At 68.0% G+C, this 19159-nt stretch carries 18 protein-coding genes; 12 read left to right on the top strand and 6 right to left on the bottom strand.

Going from position 1 to position 19159, the window contains the following annotated elements; all coding sequences use genetic code 11:
* Positions 1–8: 8 nt before the first annotated feature.
* Genes DES44_RS07620 through DES44_RS07585 form a run of 8 tightly spaced genes read left to right on the top strand, consistent with a single transcriptional unit; the run spans position 9 to position 9407 of the window.
* Complete coding sequence (locus DES44_RS07620; RefSeq protein ID WP_083525658.1) at positions 9–962, top strand: hydrolase 2, exosortase A system-associated; 954 nt, start codon at positions 9–11, stop codon at positions 960–962.
* Positions 959–1924, top strand: a complete 966-nt coding sequence (locus tag DES44_RS07615; protein ID WP_058935514.1) for a hydrolase 1, exosortase A system-associated — start codon at positions 959–961, stop codon at positions 1922–1924. The genes DES44_RS07620 and DES44_RS07615 overlap by 4 nt, the downstream gene beginning before the upstream one ends.
* Positions 1925–1936: 12 nt before the next feature.
* Positions 1937–2851 (top strand): hypothetical protein, encoded by a 915-nt coding sequence (locus DES44_RS07610; RefSeq protein ID WP_058935515.1) that lies wholly within the window; start codon positions 1937–1939, stop codon positions 2849–2851.
* Between the two features lie 13 nt (positions 2852–2864).
* Entirely contained in the window at positions 2865–4103 is a 1239-nt protein-coding gene (locus tag DES44_RS07605) for a DegT/DnrJ/EryC1/StrS family aminotransferase (RefSeq protein ID WP_083525659.1), read from the top strand.
* 16 nt (positions 4104–4119) lie between these two features.
* On the top strand, positions 4120–5430 hold the full coding sequence (locus DES44_RS07600; protein WP_083525660.1) for a glycosyltransferase: 1311 nt from the start codon (positions 4120–4122) through the stop codon (positions 5428–5430).
* On the top strand, positions 5427–6608 hold the full coding sequence (locus tag DES44_RS07595; RefSeq protein WP_058935517.1) for a GNAT family N-acetyltransferase: 1182 nt from the start codon (positions 5427–5429) through the stop codon (positions 6606–6608). Before DES44_RS07600 ends, DES44_RS07595 begins: the two co-directional genes overlap by 4 nt.
* Positions 6605–8059, top strand: a complete 1455-nt coding sequence (locus DES44_RS07590; RefSeq protein ID WP_058935518.1) for a lipopolysaccharide biosynthesis protein — start codon at positions 6605–6607, stop codon at positions 8057–8059. Before DES44_RS07595 ends, DES44_RS07590 begins: the two co-directional genes overlap by 4 nt.
* Positions 8052–9407, top strand: coding sequence for a 3-deoxy-D-manno-octulosonic acid transferase (locus DES44_RS07585; RefSeq protein ID WP_058935519.1), 1356 nt, complete (start codon positions 8052–8054; stop codon positions 9405–9407). Before DES44_RS07590 ends, DES44_RS07585 begins: the two co-directional genes overlap by 8 nt.
* Before the next feature lie 101 nt (positions 9408–9508).
* Here the strand turns inward: DES44_RS07585 and DES44_RS07580 are convergent, their stop codons facing one another.
* Complete coding sequence (locus DES44_RS07580) at positions 9509–10633, bottom strand: glycoside hydrolase family 99-like domain-containing protein (RefSeq protein WP_058935520.1); 1125 nt, start codon at positions 10631–10633, stop codon at positions 9509–9511.
* A complete protein-coding gene (locus DES44_RS07575; RefSeq protein WP_157592966.1) occupies positions 10630–11718 on the bottom strand; it encodes a glycosyltransferase in 1089 nt (362 codons plus the stop codon). The genes DES44_RS07580 and DES44_RS07575 overlap by 4 nt, the downstream gene beginning before the upstream one ends.
* Before the next feature lie 173 nt (positions 11719–11891).
* On the opposite strand from DES44_RS07575, the gene DES44_RS07570 reads away from it, so the two are divergent.
* The gene (locus DES44_RS07570) at positions 11892–13625 is read left to right on the top strand and encodes an asparagine synthase (protein ID WP_058935522.1); all 1734 of its coding nucleotides are present in this window, start codon (positions 11892–11894) and stop codon (positions 13623–13625) included.
* 4 nt (positions 13626–13629) lie between these two features.
* On the opposite strand, the gene DES44_RS07565 is transcribed toward DES44_RS07570, so the two are convergent.
* Both DES44_RS07565 and DES44_RS07560 read right to left on the bottom strand, forming a co-directional pair.
* Positions 13630–14316, bottom strand: coding sequence for a riboflavin synthase (locus tag DES44_RS07565; RefSeq protein WP_058935523.1), 687 nt, complete (start codon positions 14314–14316; stop codon positions 13630–13632).
* A 13-nt stretch (positions 14317–14329) separates the two neighbouring features.
* On the bottom strand, positions 14330–14677 hold the full coding sequence (locus DES44_RS07560) for an ArsC family reductase (RefSeq protein WP_058937463.1): 348 nt from the start codon (positions 14675–14677) through the stop codon (positions 14330–14332).
* An 84-nt stretch (positions 14678–14761) separates the two neighbouring features.
* On the opposite strand from DES44_RS07560, the gene aat reads away from it, so the two are divergent.
* Positions 14762–15547 carry a leucyl/phenylalanyl-tRNA--protein transferase gene (gene aat, locus DES44_RS07555; RefSeq protein WP_058935524.1) on the top strand — a complete coding sequence of 262 codons (786 nt, stop codon included), beginning with the start codon at positions 14762–14764 and terminating at the stop codon, positions 15545–15547.
* 88 nt (positions 15548–15635) lie between these two features.
* Positions 15636–16370: an arginyltransferase gene (locus DES44_RS07550; RefSeq protein ID WP_058935525.1), complete on the top strand. Its 735-nt coding sequence runs from the start codon at positions 15636–15638 to the stop codon at positions 16368–16370.
* Between the two features lie 64 nt (positions 16371–16434).
* On the opposite strand, the gene DES44_RS07545 is transcribed toward DES44_RS07550, so the two are convergent.
* Entirely contained in the window at positions 16435–17214 is a 780-nt protein-coding gene (locus DES44_RS07545; protein ID WP_259374780.1) for an NUDIX hydrolase, read from the bottom strand.
* Between the two features lie 950 nt (positions 17215–18164).
* Positions 18165–18698 (bottom strand): GNAT family N-acetyltransferase, encoded by a 534-nt coding sequence (locus DES44_RS07540; protein ID WP_058935527.1) that lies wholly within the window; start codon positions 18696–18698, stop codon positions 18165–18167.
* A 163-nt stretch (positions 18699–18861) separates the two neighbouring features.
* On the opposite strand from DES44_RS07540, the gene DES44_RS07535 reads away from it, so the two are divergent.
* Positions 18862–19143: a hypothetical protein gene (locus DES44_RS07535; RefSeq protein WP_147307006.1), complete on the top strand. Its 282-nt coding sequence runs from the start codon at positions 18862–18864 to the stop codon at positions 19141–19143.
* Positions 19144–19159: the final 16 nt, after the last annotated feature.

The following is a 19159-nucleotide window of genomic DNA, read 5'->3' as shown; positions in this document are numbered from 1 at the left end:
GACCGGCCATGACCGCCGCGTGCCGCAGCTTCTTCCTGGATGCCGGCCCACGCGGCCAGCGCCTGTGCGTCTTTGAGGCCGCGCAGGGCGTTGCCACGCCGGTCGGTCAGGTATTGCTGCTGCCACCCTTCGCCGAAGAACTCAACAAGTCCCGCCGCATGCTGGCCCTGGCCAGCCGGGCATTCGCCGCGGAGGGTTTTGAGGTGCTGAGGATGGACCTGCTGGGCTGCGGTGACAGCAGCGGGGACTTCGGCGACGCCAGTTGGGACGACTGGCAGGACGATGCGGTGCTGGGCGCCGAGTGGTTGACGCAACGCGCACTCCGGGCGGCAGGCCGTGCGGACCTGCCCCTGTGGCTGTGGGGCGTCCGGGCGGGCGCGCTGCTGGCGCCTGCGGTGGCGCAACGGGTGGCCCGTCCGATGCATCTGCTGCTGTGGCAGCCGGTGACGGCCGGCAAGCTGCAGCTCCAGCAGTTCCTGCGGCTGAAAGTGGCGGCCGATCTGGTCGGCGGCCAGGCCAAAGGCGCGATGCAAGCCCTGCGGACGCAGCTCGATCAAGGCCAGCCGGTGGAGATTGCCGGGTATCAGCTGTCGCCGTCGCTGGCGCTGGGGCTGGAGCAGGCGCAACTGAAGCCGGAGCGCGAGGACGGTCGACAACCTTTCGGCGATGTCGTCTGGCTGGAAACGCAGGCGCGGGAAGCACCCGTCCTGTCGCCCGCTGGCGCGTCAGCAGCGAAGGCCTGGACGGACGCGGGCTGCGAGGTGATGGCACAGGCGGTCCAGGGTCCATCTTTCTGGGCGGCGTCGGAGATTGAAGTTGCGCCGCAATTGATCGAAGCCAGCGTTGCAGCGTTGCTGCAAGCCGTGACCGGCTCAGGTTCAGTGTCAGAGTCTCCTGGCAAGCCGTCCTCGACGTCCCGCAGCCCCGATGAAGCCTCGCGCACGGAAGGAGCCGGCGCATGAACTACCGCGACGATGTGCTGACCATTCCCTGCCAGGGCGAGGTTATGCCCGGCATCCTGTCGGAGCCCGTTGGCATGGCTGCGGCGACCGGCAATTTGTCGGAGCCGGCTGGCACGCTCCCGGCTGCCGGGGATCTGGGCGTGCTGCTCATCGTCGGCGGCCCGCAGTACCGCGTGGGCTGCCACCGCCAGTTCACCCTGCTCGGACGGGCGCTGGCGGCAGGCGGCATTCCCTGCCTGCGCATCGACTACCGCGGCATGGGCGATGCCACCGGCGAGGCCCGGGACTTTGAACAGATCGACGACGACATCGCCGCCGCCCTCGACCACTGGCAGCAGCAGCGGCCAGCCCTGCGCCGCTTCGTGATCTGGGGCCTGTGCGATGCAGCCTCCGCGGCGCTGATGTACGTGCAAGGCCGCGCCGACCCGCGCGTGGCCGGCCTGTGCCTGGCCAACCCCTGGGTGCGCACGCAAGAGAGCCTGGCCCGGGCCCAGGTTCGCCACTACTACTGGGACCGGCTGCGGCAGGCCTCGTTCTGGCGCAAGCTGCTGAGCGGACGGGTGGCGATGTCGGCCGTGCGGGAGCTGCTGAGCAAGATCGGCCAGGCGCGCGGCGCCTCCGGCGATGCCCGCGCCATGCATTACACCGCCCGCATGGCAGACGGCCTGCGCCGTTTCCCAGGCCCGGTGCTGCTGATGCTCTCAGGCGACGATCTGGTGGCCAAGGAATTCCTGGACCTGTGCCGCACCGGCGGCAGCGCCTGGCAAGGGTTGCTGGACCGGCCCCAACTGCGCCGCGAAGACCTCCCCGACGCCGACCACACTTTTGCCAGCGCCGCCTGGCGGGCCCAGGTGGAAGCCTGGACGCTGTCCTTTGCCACGTCCGTCGCCCGGGGGGGCCACGGAGACCCGCTGCCCTCACCTGCGGCAACCAGCGCTGTGCCGGCACTGGCCGCGAATTGAATGGAGACCTGCATGTCTGGACTGTCCCGCACCATGCGCCAACTGCTCGTCGCCGTTTCCGGCGTGATGCTGCTGGCCCACGCCAGCGCGCAAACGCTGGCCGGCTGCGGCAGCCTGGCCAACAACTACGGCCCGCACGATTACCGGGACTGGAAGGACCTGCCCGAGATCGACCCGGTGACCAAGGAAATGTCGCCCCTGCAACTGGTCGAAGGGGCCCACTTCATCGACACCTGCGAGGCGCTGATCAAGTGCAAGCGCGGCAGCATCGGCGCCGACCTGGACTACACGCTGCGCGCTTTTCCCAACCACCACCGCGCGCTGGTGGCCATGATGCGCTACGGGGAGATGACCCGCCGGCCGCAGCCGCCCGACGCCCGCTTCACCGTGGACTGCTATTTCCGCCGCGCCCTGGTGTGGCGCCCGGAAGACGCCATCGCACGGCTGCTGTATGCGACCTACCTCAACGAGAACAAGCGGGTGGCGGACGCCAAGGTGCAACTGAAGGAAGCCGCCAAGCATGCGGGGGACAACGCGTTCACCGTCTACAACCTGGGCATGGTGGCGCTGGACCTGAATGACGTGGACATGGCCGTGGACGCAGCCCGCCGCAGCTATGGCGCCGGCATGAAGCACACGGCACTGCGGCAGCGCCTGCAGGCGATGAACCGCTGGCCGTCCGATCTGGTGTTGCCGGGCGAGGAGGCGGCGTCCGCGCCGTCTGCCGCTGGCGCCGCTTCAGCAGCGCCGCCTGCGAGCGCTGCTTCAGACACGCGGCCTGGCGGGGCTGCGTCGGCCGCGTCACCTTCCGGGGCTGCCTACATGCCCGCACCTGTGCCCAGCGACGCTGCACCTGCATCCGTCGTGCATCCGGCCCCGGCCCGCGCCTCCCACGCACCCGCCGCCCCATCGGCCCCTGCGGCCTGACCCGCACCGTGTGATGTCCAGTTCTGCCTCACCCCTGGCCCCTCGCCTGCCCGTCATGGGCTGGCAGACCTTCCGTGGGGCGCGGGAAGCCCGGCTGCCCAGCCTGCTCGATCACCCGCGCCACCAGCTCACCACCAGCGGCCGTGCAGCCATCCTGCTGGCGCTGGAGTGTGTCGGTGTCGGGCCGGACGACGTGGTGCTGGTGCCCACCTATCACTGCCCCACCATGGTTGCGCCGGTGCTCACCCTGGGCGCCCGGGCCGTGTTCTATCCGATCGATGAAGCCGGTGCGCCCCGCCTGGACTGGCTGGAGGCCCATGCGCCGCACCAGGCCAAGGCCATGCTGGCCACGCACTACTTCGGGCTGCCGCAGCCGATGGAGGCCAACCGCAGCTGGTGCGACCGTCACGGCATCGCACTGATCGAGGACTGCGCCCACGCCATGTTCGGCCGTAGCGGCACACGGGCCGTGGGCGCCTGGGGCGATGTGGCCATCGCCAGTCTGACCAAGTTCTTCCCCGCGCCGGAAGGCGGCATCCTGGCGCTGAACCGAGCTGAACTGCAGTTGCCTTCGCTCACGCCAGTCCCGCTGATTCAGCAAGTCAAAGCCGCCGCCGACATCCTGCACATGGGCGCCAGTCATGACCGGCTGACGGGACTGAACGGGCTGATCCGCGGTGTGTTTGCCTTGCGCGGTCTGCTGCGTCGGCCGCAAGGGGCCAAGAGCAATGCCTTCGACAGCGGAGCGGATGCGGGCACCAGCACCAGCACTACCGCCGGCACTGGCAGCAGCAACGCCGGCTTCGACGCCGACGATGCCGTCGACGCCAACATGTCCCTCATCGACCTGCCTCTGTCCCACCGCGCGCTGACCCGTGCCAGCGCCTGGGTCTCGACAGAGGTGCCGCGCCATCGCATCGTCCAGGCCCGCCGCCGTCACTACGAGTACCTGCTGCAGGCCCTGCGCGGCAGCGAGGGCTTCCGCCCGCTGATGCCGCAGCTCCCTGCCGACAGTGCCCCTTACGTCTTCCCGCTCTGGGTCCGCACGCCCGATCCCGGCTATCTGGAGATGCGCCGCCTTGGCGTGCCGGTGTCGCGCTGGGACCGGCTCTGGCCGGGCGTACCGACGCTGGACGGCGATGCGGGTGTGTCCTGGTCGCACCATGTGCTGCAACTGGCCTGCCATCAGGACCTGAGCGATCAGGAACTGGATGCCATCGTGGCCCAGGTGCGTCGCCTCTACGGGCCATGACGCCAGGGACCCGCTCATGAAACGCGTGCTGATGATCAGCTTCCAGTTCCCGCCGATGGCGGGCACCAGCGGCGTGCAGCGGGCCTTGCGCTTTGCCCAGCAGCTGCCGGAGGAAGGCTGGACGCCCAGCGTGCTGACGGTGCATCCGCGGGCCTACGAGCAGACCGCCCCCGATCTGCTGGACGAGGTGCCTCAGGGCCTGACCGTGCGCCGCGCCTTCGGCCTGGATGCGGCGCGTCAGTTGTCCCTGGCAGGACGCTATCCCGGCGTGCTGGCCCGCCCTGACCGCTGGACGAGCTGGTGGCTGGGTGCCGTGCCTGCGGGCCTGGCGATGATCCGCCGCGAGCGTCCGGACGTGATCTGGAGCACCTATCCCATTCCCACCGCCCACTGCATTGCCGACACGCTGGCCCGCTTGTCGGGCCTGCCCTGGGTGGCGGACTTCCGCGACCCGATGGCGCACGACGGTTATCCCGCCGACCCGGTGCTGTGGCGCAGCTTCGAGGCGGTGGAGCGTCGCGTCTTCCGCCGGGCGCGTCGCATGACCTTCACCACGCCCGGCGCGGCACGGCTGTATGCGCAGCGGTATCCACAGGCGGCAGACCGTGTGCGGGTGATCGAGAACGGCTACAGCGAAGAGGCCTTCGCCGCGGCCCAAAGCCCCGTACAAGGCACTGCACCCAGCGCGGCACCAAGCGGCCCTCGCGTCTTGCTGCATAGCGGCGTCGTCTACCCCGACTGGCGCAGTCCGGCCGGCCTGTTCCAGGCCATTGCATCGGCCCGCGCCGCAGGCCGGCTGTCACCGGCCAGCTTCCAGCTGCGCCTGCGCGCCACCGCGCATGACGACTTCGTCCGCCAGTTGGCAGCGCAGCACGGCGTCGCCGACCTGGTGCAGGTGCAGCCTGCCCTGCCCTATGTGGACGCGCTGTCCGAGATGCTCAGCGCCGACGGCCTGCTGCTGCTGCAATCGCGGGACTGCAACGACCAGATCCCCGCCAAGGCTTATGAATACCTGCGCGCCGGCCGTCCCATCCTGACGCTGGCCGACCCGGCCGGCGACACCGCGCAGCTGATGCGTCGCGCCGGCTTGCCGCATCAGGCGCCGCTGGAGGACGCTGCCGCCATCGACACCGCCTTGCACCGATTCCTGGAGGACTGGCTGCAGCCCAGCCCGCTCCGCCCGGACGCGGCCCTGGTGCGCAGCTGTTCCCGCCGCGCCCGCACGACCGAGCTGGCCCGTGTGCTGGACGAGGCGGTCGCCTCGGCCCCGAACCCTCGAGGGCAGCGCCAGCCGCTGCCTGACACCCCTGAGCGAGCCCGCCCATGACCTGGACGATTCACCCCCTGCCCACCGCCGACGCATTTGCCGCCCATGCCGCCGCCTGGGATGCCTTGCAGGCCCGCGTGGCCGGGCTGCCGTTTCTGGAGAGCGCCTTTGTGCAGCCCTTGCTGTCCGCCTTCGGCACCGGCCGGGAGCTGGTGGCCCTGCGCGGACCGGTCCAGGCCCCGACGGCGGCGGCGATCCTGACGCCGGGCCGTCGCGGTCAGTGGACCACCTTCCAGCCTTCCCAACTGCCGCTCGGCGCATGGCTCAGTGAAGCGGGCGCTCCGCTGGCACCGCTGGCGGGCGAGCTGACCCGCGCCCTGCCCGGCCTGACGCTGGCCGTGGGCCTCACGCAGATCGACAGCCTCTTCCACCCGCGCCCTGCCGACACGCCGCACTGGCGCGGCCAGGACTACATCGACACCGCGTGGGTCGACATCGAAGGCTCCTTCGACGCCTACTGGGAGGCCCGCGGCAAGAACCTGCGCCAGAACATCCGCAAGCAGCAGAAGAAGCTGGAGACCTCCGGCATTCAGACCCGGCTGGATTGCCTCACCCTCCCCGAGGACGTGGCCCCAGCGCTGGCCCACTACGGCCGGCTCGAAGCCAGCGGATGGAAAGGCAACGAGGGCACGGCCATCGCGCCCGGTCACCCGCAATATGCGTTCTACCTGAGCATGCTGCAGAACTTCTGCCGGCTGGGCCGGGCGCGTCTGTACCAGTACCGCTTCAACGACGAGGTGGTGGCGATGGATCTGTGCATCCTCTCCGGCGACCGCATCGTCATCCTCAAGACCGCGTACGACGAAGCCCACAAGGCCGTCTCTCCCTCCACCCTGATGCGCCAGCAGCAGTTCGAGGACCTGTTCAAGGACGCCGCCGCCGGCGGACCGGTGCGCCGCATCGAGTTCTACGGCAAGGTGATGGAGTGGCACACCCGCTGGACCAGCACCGCCCGGCCGGTCTACCACGGCACCTGTTATCGCTGGGGCTGGGTCCAGTCGCTGCATCGGGCGCTGGCCCGGCGCGGTGAAGCCGGGGCGACCGGCCAGCCGGCCACGGATTCGAGTACGGACGTGGGCACGAACGCGGGCACGGCCGGCCCAACGGCCCCGACCGCCACGACCGCCGCAGCCTCGCCGGCCACCGCCGCCCCCACTACGCAGGCCTCGACTTCATGACACAGGCCAAGTCCGTCCGCGGCGCCCTGGCCTGGTCCTTTGCCGAGCGCTACCTGAGCCTGCTGATCACCGTGCCCACCACGATGATCCTGGCCCGCCTGCTGACGCCCACGCAGGTGGGGGTCTATTCGCTGTGCGCCGTGGTGACCAACCTGGCGTCCATCCTGCGGGACTTCGGCGTCTCGGAATACCTGATCCAGGAACGGGAGCTGGACCGCGACAAGCTGCGCAGCGCCTTCACCATCACGCTGATGATGGCCTGGGGCCTGGCGCTGACGATATTCCTCGGCCGGCATCTGCTGGCGGCCTACTACCACGAGCCGCTGCTGGCCGACCTGCTGCTGGTGCTGTGCCTGAACTTCGTGATGCTGCCGCTGGCCTCGCCGTCCTTTGCGCTGCTGAACCGGGAGATGGCCTTCCACACCGTCTGCGTGGTGCAGGTCAGTGCCAACCTGGCCAATGCGGCCACCAGCATTGGCCTGGCCTGGCACGGCTACGGCGCCCTCAGCCTGGCCTGGGGCCCGGTGGCCGGCATTGCGATGCAGGTGCTGATCCTCGTGTGGCTGCGACCGCGCGAAGCGCTGATGTGGCCGAGGCTGCGCGGCGCCGGACGGCAACTGCGCTTCGGCGCGATGTTCACCGCGTCGCGGCTGGTGGAATCGGGCTCGCGCAACGGGCATGAGCTGATCATCGGCAAGCAGTTCGGCTTCACCTCGCTGGGTCTGTTCAGCCGGGCCACCGGCCTGATCGACCTGCTGGCCACCACCGTCAGCTCCGCCGTGCTGCGGGTGGCCACACCGGCCTTTGCGGCAGACCATCGCGCCGGACACAGCCTGATCGCCCCCTATGCCAAGGGCACCGCCATCTACAGCGGCGTGGCCTGGCCGTTCTTCGGGGGCGTGGCGCTGCTGTCGCGCGACGTGCTGGCCCTGCTCTTTGGCCCGCAATGGGTGGACGCCGCCCCGCTGGCCACCTTGCTGGCGATCTCCGCCATGCCCTATGCCCTGACCGTGCTGGCCCCCAACGCCCTGGCGGCCACCGGCAACGTCCGGCGGCGGCTCACCGTGGCGCTCTGGTATGGACCGCTGCACCTGGCCTGCGTGCTGGTGGCGTCGTTCTGGAGCCTCAAGGCGGTGGCCGCCGTGTTCCTGATCGGCAATCTGGTGCAGACGGGGCTCTACACCCATCACCTCACCACCGTGCTGCAAGCCCGGCCGCGTGAGCTCTTCGGGCCCAGCTGGGCCAGCGCCAAGCTGGCGCTGGGCTGCTGTGCGGGCCTGGCGCTGGCGGAACTGGCCTGCGCGCAATGGAGCCTGCCGCTACTGCCGCGCCTGTTGGTCTGCATCCTGGCCGGCACCACCGCCTGGATGGCCTGCGCGCTCTGGCTGCAGCATCCGGTGATGGGGGAAGTGCGCCGTGCGCTGAGTCACTTGCGGAGTCGCCATGCCTGACGCCCTGACCGACCTGGCCCCTGTGTCCCCTCCTCGCACGCCGGCGCGCCGCAGCGCCGGACTGGGCGAGGCGCTGCGCTGGACCGCCTTCCGGATGCTGGAGCGGCTCAGCGACTGGCGCGGCAACAACACCCAGGGGGTGTTTGCCTTGTCCGATCCCCAGGCGCGGGGGCCTGCCCTGTGGCTGTACGTCACCACCATCGGTGAACTCAATGCCGTGGCGCCGATGCTGGAATGGCTGGTCGCCCAGCGGCCCGATCTGCGGCCGGTGCTGATCACCGAACATGCCCACTATCAGGAGGCTTACCTCGCGCGACTGCCCGGCGCCGTCGTGTGCCTGACGCGCGGCCACAGCCTGGATGCGCGCAAGCTCGCGGCGCAACTGCCGCCGCAGGTGCTGGCGCTGGCGGAAATTCCCTGCCTGCCGTCGGACGCGCCCTGCCGCTTTTCCTATGCCTTCCTGCGCGAGGCGCGGCGCTGCGGCGCGTCCACCCTGCTGCTCAATGGCTGGCTCTACCACTATGCGCCCCCTGCACGGCTGGACCAGGTCGAGCGTCAGTTGCTGGAGGCCGACTTCCTGCGGGCGCTGGATGTGCTGTGCGTCCAGGATGCGGCCACGGCGCAGATCCTGGCCGGGCGCGGCGCCGCCGAGGACCGGCTGGTGGTCACCGGCAACATGAAGTTCGATGCGATGCAGCGTCCGCATTGGCAGGTGTCGCAGGCGCGCAGCCCAGGCCTGCTGGGTGCGCTGATCGAGGCCGGCCGGCCGACGGTCGTGGGCGGCTGTGTGACCGAGCTGGCCGAACAGCAGGCGGTGCTGGGGGCGTTCCAGCGGCTGCGGCAGCAGCATCCGCAGGCCTTGCTGATCCTGGCGCCCCGCCACCCCGAGAACCGGGAACGCATGCAGGCGCTGCTGGCCCAGGTGGAGGCGCAGGACCTGCGCTGGGTGCGTCGCTCCGCTGTCCCCGATGCCGCACTGCCCGAGTCGGTCAACTGCCTGGTGCTGGACACCGTGGGTGAGCTGCGCGACTTCTATGCCGCCGCCAGCGTCGCCCATGTCGGCGTGGACCACAACGTGCTGGAACCGCTGGGGCTGGGCAAGCCGCTGACCATCCAGGAAGGCTGGAACACCACCTATCCGTCCTATCCGGTCTACCGGCTGCTGCGGGACCAGGGCGTGCTGCACAGCTGTGCGGATGAAGCGGCCCTGCATGCCTACTGGCGAGCAGCGATTGAAGGCGCGGCGTCCGTGCAGGACGATCTGCGGCGGACCGAGGAGGTGTTGTCAGCGCTGCGAGGCTCGGTGGCTCGTCATCAGCAGGCTTGCCTGCCGTGGGTGGCGCGCTGAAAGACGCTGAGAGCCACTGAGGAACACGGACGGACGCTGAGGGGCGATGAGGGACGTTGAGGGCGTCGCCCCCGCCGGCGCGGTGCCGCGCCTCTTCGCGATCAGCCAATGGCGCTGCGAGCCCGCTCCAGAGCGTTCAAGGTGGCCTGCAAATAGGCATGCCCATCGCGCAGGTCCGGCTCCAGGTGGTTGCCTTCGGCCCATTCATTCCAGGCATTGATGAACACCACCTGGCGCTGCGCCGGCTGGTGCTGCCGGGTCCAGTCCAATGCCGCTTCCAGCCAGCGCTGGTAGGCCTGCGGCGTGTTGTTCATCAGGATGGTCGCCCCCTGCGGACGGCGGGCGCTGTTGTCAAAGCCCGGGCTGACGCAGCGCAGCAGCGGATAGTCCGGCACCGGCTTGGCCAGCACCCGGTCCACCATGCGCTGGTAGTCGTAGAAGTGATGCTGGCCATAGGCCTTGGGCAGCAGCCCCAGTTGCATCGCCAGCTTCGACTTCCAGCCGGTGAAATGCCGCCCCCCCAGTTGCCGCCAGTCCGGCGCGAATTCGATCGACAGGTCCAGGCCCACGTCCCGGATGTGAGTACCTGAGCCGGCGCCGCTCCATTCGAACTGCGCCAGCGTCAACTCGCCCACGCCCTCGCGCCGGGCGATCTCGCGCCAACGGCCGAAGGTGGCCTGCGGGTCCGGGAGCTGGTCGGCCTTGTAGACGATGAAGAGCGGTTTGCCGTCGATGCGGATGTAGCGCGGGTCCCGGAAATGCGGCAGCAGCGTGCGCAGATGGGCCTCGTCGTCCTCGGCGCTGTACTGCTGGGCCATCAGCACTTCCCGGTCCCGGCCATTCCAGGCGCGCGTCCAGTTCTCGTTGGCCCAGGCCAGGCAGTAGGGGAAGTCCGGCTCGCCACTGCTGCGCACGGCCTCCACTGGCTGCTCCAGCAGACGGCGGCCGTTGAACCAGTAGTGGTAGTAGCAGAAGCCGCCAATGCCGTATTGCCGGGCCAGCGCGGCCTGCGCGGCGCGGGCCTGGGGCAGGCGCAGGTCGTAGAAGCCCAGGTCGGCCGGCAACTGCGGCTGATGATGGCCCTTGAAGAGCGGGCGCGCCTTGGCCACGTTGCGCCATTCGGTGAAGCCGGTGCCCCACCAGGCGTCGTTCTCCGGAATCGGATGGAATTGCGGCAGGACGATCGAGATCAGCAGGGGCTCGTGCGGATCCGGGTTCGCATTCATCGGGAGGAAATTCCGGTCAAGGTGTCGCGCCATTGCCGGGCAATGGCTGCGGTCGAATAGTCCCGCGCAATGGCGGGCATGGCCTGTCTGGCCAGCGTGGCCAGTGGGCCGGGGTCACGCACATGCCGTGCCAGGTGGTCCCAATCGTCCATGGCACAGAACGCCTGCCAGGGCAGGTAGTCCGGCAACGGGTCGGTCATCACCGGCACGCCCTGCGCCAGCGCCAGCAGCATACGGTTGTTGCTTTTCGCGATGGTGAAAGCGGTGAGACGGGCCGGCAGCAGCACCAGGTCATGCTCGCCCAGCAGTCGCAGGAAATGCAGCCGGTCCCAGGGCCGATAGCGGTGATCGAAAGTGGCGGGCGCAAGCACCTCGCGGTAACGCTGCTCGGAATTGCTGACGACCGTGAGGCGAAGCGGCTGGTCCACGGCCACCTTGTTGAGCAGCGGAATGATGCGGTCGAGTTCAGCCATGCCGCCCGCCGCGTAGGCACTGCCATGGTTGCCGAACCACAGCAGCTGACGCGCCTGCTGACGGGCCCGGCGATGCTCGCGCAGTTCCTGGCGGGCCTGCCGGTGGCCGGACCAGCGACCCGGATGATGCCGGCGCCACCACGATTCATAGGCATGAAGCGCCTCCGGCGTCTCCACCGGATCCCCCACCACATGCACCGGGGTGCCGGGCGGCAGTTCCGCCTGCAGCAGCGGTTGCAAGCCGGGCGAGGACACGGTGAAGGCCTTGAACAGCGGCAGCGCTTCCCGATAGGCCTGCAGCAGCAGCGCCCGGGCCGCATCGCCGGATTCATTGAGGAAATAGTTGTCGAAGCTGTCCAGCACCAGCACGGCGCCGGCGTCGCGGGCTTGCTGCAGTTGCTGGCTGCGTTGCCGCAGTGCATCCGGGCTGCCAGCGTCCAGCAGCCACTTCGCCTGCACCACCACCGTCCCCTCGCGGGGCACCGGCTGCCCGTCCTTCACCAGACGGGAGCGCACACCCTGCCGGGCCAGTTCACCTTGAGGAATCAGGCAGCGCAGACGCACCCCGGCATAGGCCGGGTTCCAGGCATGAGGCAACCAATGGACCCGCAACACAACACTCCGCGCGCCAGACTGCGGCGCGAAAGCCGGGATTGTGGGGCCGACCCCGCCCTGATTCGGGGGAACGCCCCGGCTGGAACGCCCCCAAGATGGGTGGAATCGACCGGTTTACGGGACGCCGCGGCCAGGGGACGCTGATAATCGCCGCGCACTTCGGGAGGCCCATGTCAGTTCGCGACACGTTTTTCTGCACCGGTCAGCCGCGTTTTCCGGCGTCGGTGACCGGCGCCGTGGATGGCATGGCAGTGCCGGGACTGGACGGTCCGGGCGCGGCGGACCGGTCGGCCGCGCTGGCCCGTCCGTGGCAGGCGCTGCTGATGCAGTCCGACCCCGTCCATGCACTGGCCCAGGTGGGCGGACGCTTTTCGGTGGGCTGGCGACAGGCCGATGGCCGTACCGTGCTGGCCACCGACCGCTTTGGCATCGAGCCGCTGTGCTATCGCATCGTGGGGCAGCACCTGCACTTCGCGACGCGGGCCGATGCGCTGGCCGAGGTGACGGATGAACACGGCGGCAAGGCGGTTGCGGAGCTCGATCCGCAGGCGCTGTTCGATTACCTGTATTTCCATGTCATTCCGGCCCCGCGCACCATCTTCCGGGATGTCTATCGCCTGCCGCCCGGCCATGTGGCGATCTTCGAGCGCGGGCAGCTGCGGGTGCAGCCCTACTGGGTGCCCAGCTTCCATCCCGAGCCGGTGCGCGACCTGGATCACCTCAAGCAGGAATTCCTGGGCCTGCTGGAAAACGCCGTGCGCCGGCAGCTCGATGGCACCGATGCCGCCTGCTTCCTGAGCGGCGGCACCGACAGTTCCACCGTGGCCGGCATGATCAGCCGTGTAGCAGGTCGCCCGGCGGACACCTATTCCATCGGCTTCGAGGCCGAAGGCTACGACGAGATGGCCTTCGCCCGGATCGCCGCGCAGCATTTCGGATGCCGCCATCACGAGTACTACGTGACCCCGCGGGACCTGGTGGATGGCATCGCCAAGGTGGCCACCCATTACGACCAGCCGTTTGGCAACAGCTCCGCCCTGCCCGCCTACTACTGCGCCCGGGTGGCGCATGAAGACGGCGTGCGGCGTCTGCTGGCCGGGGACGGCGGCGACGAGCTCTTCGGCGGCAACACCCGCTACGCCAAGCAGACCGTCTTCAGCTGGTGGGACCGGGTGCCGGGACCGCTGCGCGGCGGCCTGCTGGAGCCGGTGCTCGGCTCGCCGCTGGGCCGTCTGCCGCTGCTGAAGAAGGGTGCGAGCTACATCGAGCAGGCCCGGGTGCCCATGCCCGACCGCCTGCAGAGCTACAACCTGCTGACTCGCCTCGGCCAGGCCCAGGTGCTGGAGCAGGACTTCCTGCGCCGGGTGGACACGCTGGCGCCGCAGAAGCAGCAGCGGCAGGTGTGGGGCACCACCCAGGGGGCGCATCTGGTGGACCGGATGCTGGCCTTCGACTGGCGCTACACGCTGGCGGATACCGACCTGCCCAAGGTGGTGGGCACCACTGGCCTGGCCGGCATGCAGGTCGGGTTCCCGATGCTGGATGACGGGCTGCTGGCCTTTTCGCAGCGGCTGCCGCCGTCGTTCAAGCTCAAGGGCCTGCAGCTGCGCTGGTTCTTCAAGGAGGCGCTCAAGGGCTTTTTGCCGGATGAGATCATCACCAAGAAGAAGCAGGGCTTTGGCCTGCCGTTTGGCGTCTGGGCGATCAAGGATGCTGGGCTGGGGGCACTGGCCGCCGATTCGCTGGGGAGTCTGGCGGGGCGCGGCATCGTGCGGGCGGACTTCATCCAGAGCCTGCTGACGCAGCGGCTGCGGGAACACCCCGGCTACTACGGCGAGATGGTCTGGATCCTGATCATGCTGGAGCAGTGGCTGAGGGGCCACCGCCCAAACTACAGACTCTGACCGGTCAGAGGTCGAGGGGGAGGCCCTTTTCCTGGGCGAATGCCTGGAGGGCGGGCAGGAGCGCTCCGACCTTTTCGGCGACCGCGTCGCGGATGGTGTCGACCAGGACTTGGGTCTGGCGTTCGATCTCGATGTGCACCGGCGCGCCGACGCCCTTTTCACCAAACGTGGTCATGCGCAGGGTCTCGGGGATCAGCCAGACCTCGAACCAGCCTGAACCGTCCGCCTCGCGGTGCGCCTCCGCCACCGTCAGGCTCGCGCCGTTCACCGCCACATAGCCCTTGGCGAAGATATAGCGCATCCAGGGTGCAGGCACCGCAATGCGCAGCACATGGTTGTTGGCAGGCTGCCGGATCTGCGCAATGCTGGCCATGAAGTCCACATGACCGGACAACGGGTGGCCGCCAATTTCGGCGCCTTCCTTGGCCGCGCGCTCCACGTTCAGGTGGCCGCCCTCCCCCAATTGCCCGAGCGTGGTCAGGTTCAGGCTCTGCTGCATGACATCAAAGTCCGCCTGGGTCTCACCCCGCAGCTCGGTGACCGTCAGGCAGACGCCATCACAGGCCACGCTGGCGCCGATCTCCAGGCCCTCGCAAAAGCCCTTCGGGAACTCCAGGGTGAAGCTGCGCAGCCCCTCCTTGTCGGTGATGCGGTGAACGGACGCAATGCCCTGCACGATGCCGGTAAACATACAAATTCCTCGATCAACGATGGGAAGCAAACAGCTCGGCCGAAAAGCCGACACTCAGGCGACCGTCCGCCCATTCCACCAGCGGCCGCTTGATCACACTGGGCTGCGCCTGCATCAGGGCCGCCGCGCTGGCTGCGTCCGTCACTCCCGCCTTGGTGGCGTCGTCCAGCTTGCGCCAGGTGGTGCCAGCACGGTTGAGCACCTTCTCCCAGCCCAGGGTCTGCAGCCAGTGCGGCAGCTTGTCGGCCGGCACGCCCTGCTTTTTGTAGTCGTGGAACTGGTAGGCCAGGCCCTGGTCATCCAGCCAGGTACGGGCTTTCTTGACGGTGTCGCAATTGGGAATGCCGTAGACGATGATCATGATGAAACGTGAACCAGCGATGCACGCAGCGGGATGGACCCGGCTGGCATGCAGAAACAAAGGCCGTCACGCTACCATGAAGCCATGATCCCCTGGCTCGACGACGATTCTCTGGAGTTCCCGCCCACCCGCCGCGCCCTCGGCCCGCGCAGCGACGCTCCCGGCCTGCTGGCCGCCGGCGGCGATCTGCGCCCCGACCGCTTGCGCGCCGCCTATGCCCGGGGCATCTTTCCCTGGTACGGCGAGGGACAGCCCATCCTGTGGTGGTCCACCGAGCCGCGCATGGTGCTGCAGACGGCCCACTTCAAGCTGTCGCGGTCGCTGCGCAAGACCATCGCCCGCTTCCGGCGCACGCCCGGCTGCGACATCCGGGTGGACAGCGCCACCGAGACCGTCCTCAAGGCCTGCGCCAGCACCCCGCGCGACGGTCAGGACGGCACCTGGATCCTGCCCGAGATGCAGCAGGCCTATCTGCAGCTGGCCCGGGAGGGTACCGTGCACAGCGTCGAGACCTGGATGGACGGGGAACTGGTCGGCGGGCTCTATGGCGTGAACCTGGGACGGATGTTCTACGGGGAATCCATGTTCATGCGCAGGACCGACGCGTCCAAGATCGCCCTGGCCGCGCTGGTGTGCCTGTGCCGGGAACACCACATTCCCTGGATCGACTGCCAGCAGCAGACCGGGCATCTGGCCTCGCTGGGCGCCGCGCCGGTCACGCGGGCCGCTTTCGAAGCCCATCTGGCCGAGCACGTGGGACAGCCAGCGCCCCAGGATTGGACCTATCATCCTCGCCTGTGGGCCCATCTGGAGGCCGGTGAGGAGGCTGACTCCGCGCCGGAAGACGGGCCCGCCGCCCCGATCGGGTGAGCGGCTTGCCGGTGACCGGGTTCGGGCGCACGAGCCAGCCGCTCAACTGCTTGCCGTTTTCACCGCAAACCAACCGCGTCGCACCGCCGTGACCCATCCCCAGGAACTTCCGCTGTCGGAGCTGCAGTTCTATGCCACCGCGCCTTATCCGTGCAGTTATCTGTCGGACCGGCAGGCGCGGTCGCAAGTGGCCACGCCCAGCCATCTGATCCATGCGGATGCCTATTCCACGCTGGTGGCGGCAGGGTTCCGGCGCAGTGGCATGTTTACCTATCGGCCTTACTGCGATGGCTGCAAGGCCTGTGTTCCGATGCGCATCCCGGTGGGGGAATTCCAGCCCAACCGCAGCCAGCGCCGGGCATGGGCGCAGCACGCGGACCTGCAGGCGCGGGTGATGCGGCTGGGCTACAGCGACGAACACTACCAGCTCTACCTGCGCTACCAGGCCGGCCGGCACAGCGGCGGCGGCATGGACCACGACAGCGTGGATCAGTACACACAGTTCCTGCTGCAGAGTCGGGTGAACTCGCGCCTGGTGGAGTTCCGCACGCCGGACGGGGCGCTGAAGATGGTGTCCATCCTGGACATCCTCAGCGACGGGCTGTCCGCGGTCTACACCTTCTATGAGCCGGAAGCCAAGGTCAGCTACGGCACCTACAACGTGCTGTGGCAGCTGCGGCAGACCCGCGAGCTGGGCTTGCCGCATCTCTACCTGGGGTATTGGATCGCGCAGAGCGACAAGATGGCCTACAAGGCTCGCTTCCTGCCGCATGAGCTGCTGCGGGACGGCAAGTGGCAGCGGGTGGAGAACGCGCAGGGCTGATGTAGCGGCTGAGGTCGCGGCGGAGGTAGCGGCGGAGGAGGCTGAGGCGGATCAGGAGCCTCGCTCAGGCGAGGAGATCGTCCCGCCTTTCGTCGTGCATCAAGCCCCATGCGGTGACGGCGGCGGCATCCACGCTGAATTCGTCCTGCGCGAGGCGCTGGGCCAGTGTTTCCAGGTCCAGGGACAGGAACTCACTCACCTCTCCGTCCCGGTTGCTGGCGACGAAGCCCGGCGGCAGCACCAGGCTGTAGACATGCAGCACCTCGTCATGCAGACCCTCCGGGGTCATGCGCGTGCTGCGGAGTTGCCCACGGGGCTTCAGCGAGGCGCTCAAGGCCATCGGGACACCGGCCTCTTCCCACAGCTCCCGCTGCGCGCAGGCCAGGAAGTCTTCGCCCACGGGAACACCGCCGGCTGCCAGGTTGTCGAGTCGGCCGGGGTCGGTGGCCTTGGAGAGGGCGCGTCGTCCGCACAGCAGACGGGCGCCTGGGAGGAAGCCGTTGATGTGCACGGCGCGGCTCATCAGGCCGAAGAAGCGGAAGGCGGCGCGTTCGAGCGCAAACAACGGCTCCCCCCGCTCGGCGCATGGGTCCGCGACCGGATGCTCACAGGCGAAAGCCTCATCCCGCCAGCCGGGGATGGCCTGCCGCTCCCGCAGGGCCAAAGCGACGGCGGCGATCCGTGCACTGCGCTGCGCCATGTCCATGTCGGGCGCATCCCAGCGCGCCAGGCCGGCCGAGAGCTGCAATTCCGGCCAGCACGCTTGCAGCGCAGGCACCCGCATGGGGTGAATCCATCCGATCGCGACATCGCCAAGCGTGAAGCGCAACAGCCCCTGCGGCACTGGCTGCAGGGCGCGAGACAGCTGGCGCGGCAGCAAGGCGGACAAGGTCGGCGGCAGGCCGTGGAGGGCTCGTGAGGATGCAGAGGGCGAGTGGGCGGGTGTCACGGAAGACGGCAATGCAGCGGCGCTTTGAGCATTGTGCTGCGCCGACCTTCGCCGCTCCCGCAAAGGGCTTCCAGCCTGGGTTGCTGGAGGAGCAAAGTGCGTTTTTCAGTCGGTCTTGAGCAGGTCCTTCGGCCTGCGTTGTTCTGGCATTTCGGCAACGAGCGCAGACTTGGAAGCCCACCGCACGTTTCAGGCTGACTGCTGTCGGTCGCATTCAGACGGCCAACGTCGGCGGCCGCTGGAAGCGGACTTTCGGCTGCGGTGAGGGTTGCTAGCAGGTCTTTGCATCCCGTCGCCCGCACTGTCATGCGTGCTGACCAATCAGACGAATGCGATCGCAGGCGCCGCGACCGCTGTCCTTGTTGACGACAGCATGCTGTCGACGCTCTCAGCAACGCCCGGTTCCGCCCGCGCATCGTCACAGACCGACTGGTCGGAACGGCCCGTGGGAGGGCTCACAGCACCGGGTAGCCAGTCGTACGCGGCATCGAGCACTGAGATGCTAAACCGACATTGAGATATCTGCCTCGGTCGGCTCTCCAGCGCATTAGGGGCGACCCGGCACCCCGATCTTGAAGTCACCGCACTTGGCCGCTTGCTCAAGTACCTGCTGGTCACGATCATTGGTGCACCTAGGAAGGCTCGACGTGAGGAATCTGCGATAGACCTGCCGGTCGCCGAAACAACGACTCCGAGGCCGCACGTACGTCCTCAATTTTGGGGAAGCGGAATGCGGACCGATGGTCTATTGTTTCAAGGAATAAACATCAACCGATCGAGCCGGCCTTCCGCTGCGTGCGAATGAATAAGGCAGCGCTCAAACACTGGCTCCGGCGCACGTTCGGCTATCTGGTGGTCAGGGATTTGCGCCACACTGCTTCAGCCGAAGTCGGTGCCTCGCCCGGATAGTCCTCGTGTCCGATTCGTTGGAAGCCTAGACGAGCCAGCAGCCTCATCGACCGGTTGTTATCCAAGCAGGTGACAGCGTAGGCAGTCTGCACGGCATGTTGAACATGGAGCAAATAAAGCATCTGCAAGGTTGCCTTGTACGCAAAGTCCTGCCCCCAAAATTTGCTGGCGAGAACGTACGCAACATCCGCATAGGCGGGCTCGTAAATCGTGGCTTGGACATAACCGAGCAGCTGACCTTCACGGTGGCGCACGACCCAGTTTAGCCATTTCTCCGTGCCGTCAGGTGAGCCTCCGACTTCCAGCGCTTGGAGCCGCTTCGAAAACGATTCCAAAGTTAAAGGAGGGGTGTCGGAGATGTGCTTGTAAATCTCCAGGTCCTGCAGCACTTCGAAGAGCTCGCCAGCGTGCGCACGGGTCTGCGATTCGAGCGTCACGTAGTCGTCGGGGGTCTTGGCGTCCGTTGTCATGAAATTCTCAATGCAATCATAGGGCTGGCTCTACCACCTGCTCGTCCACGCGACCGCGTCAGTACATTACCTGATGGCTCACCGAGCAGCTGGCGCCGCTGTCAACCGAGGTTTAGCATTTTATCGCGCTCCTTTCGCGGAGCGTTACACAAAGGAGGACTAAGTGGCAACATCGGCGAAACCCAAAAACCTTGATGCGCTGGAAGCAGCGACGCCTACGCTCATCAAGAAGCTGGCAGAGATGAGTAAGACGCTGACTCCGGAAGAGAAGCAGGTGCTCAGCGAGATCGTGGAGTCTGCAGCCATCCACACCAAGCTTGTACAGGCACACGAAGAGGGCGATGGCGATCTCGTGTTTATGAAGCCCAAGTCCGTTCATTCAACCATCAAGATGAAGAAGGCGTATGCCGACCTCCCCAAGAAGCTGGGGCTTGGAAAGAAATAGGCCTCATCAGCGCCCT

This window comes from Roseateles depolymerans (assembly GCF_003387155.1).
Lineage (GTDB): Bacteria > Pseudomonadota > Gammaproteobacteria > Burkholderiales > Burkholderiaceae_C > Roseateles > Roseateles depolymerans.
The sequence above is the reverse complement of the archived record's forward strand: the minus strand, read 5'-3'. Positions and strand labels throughout refer to the sequence as shown.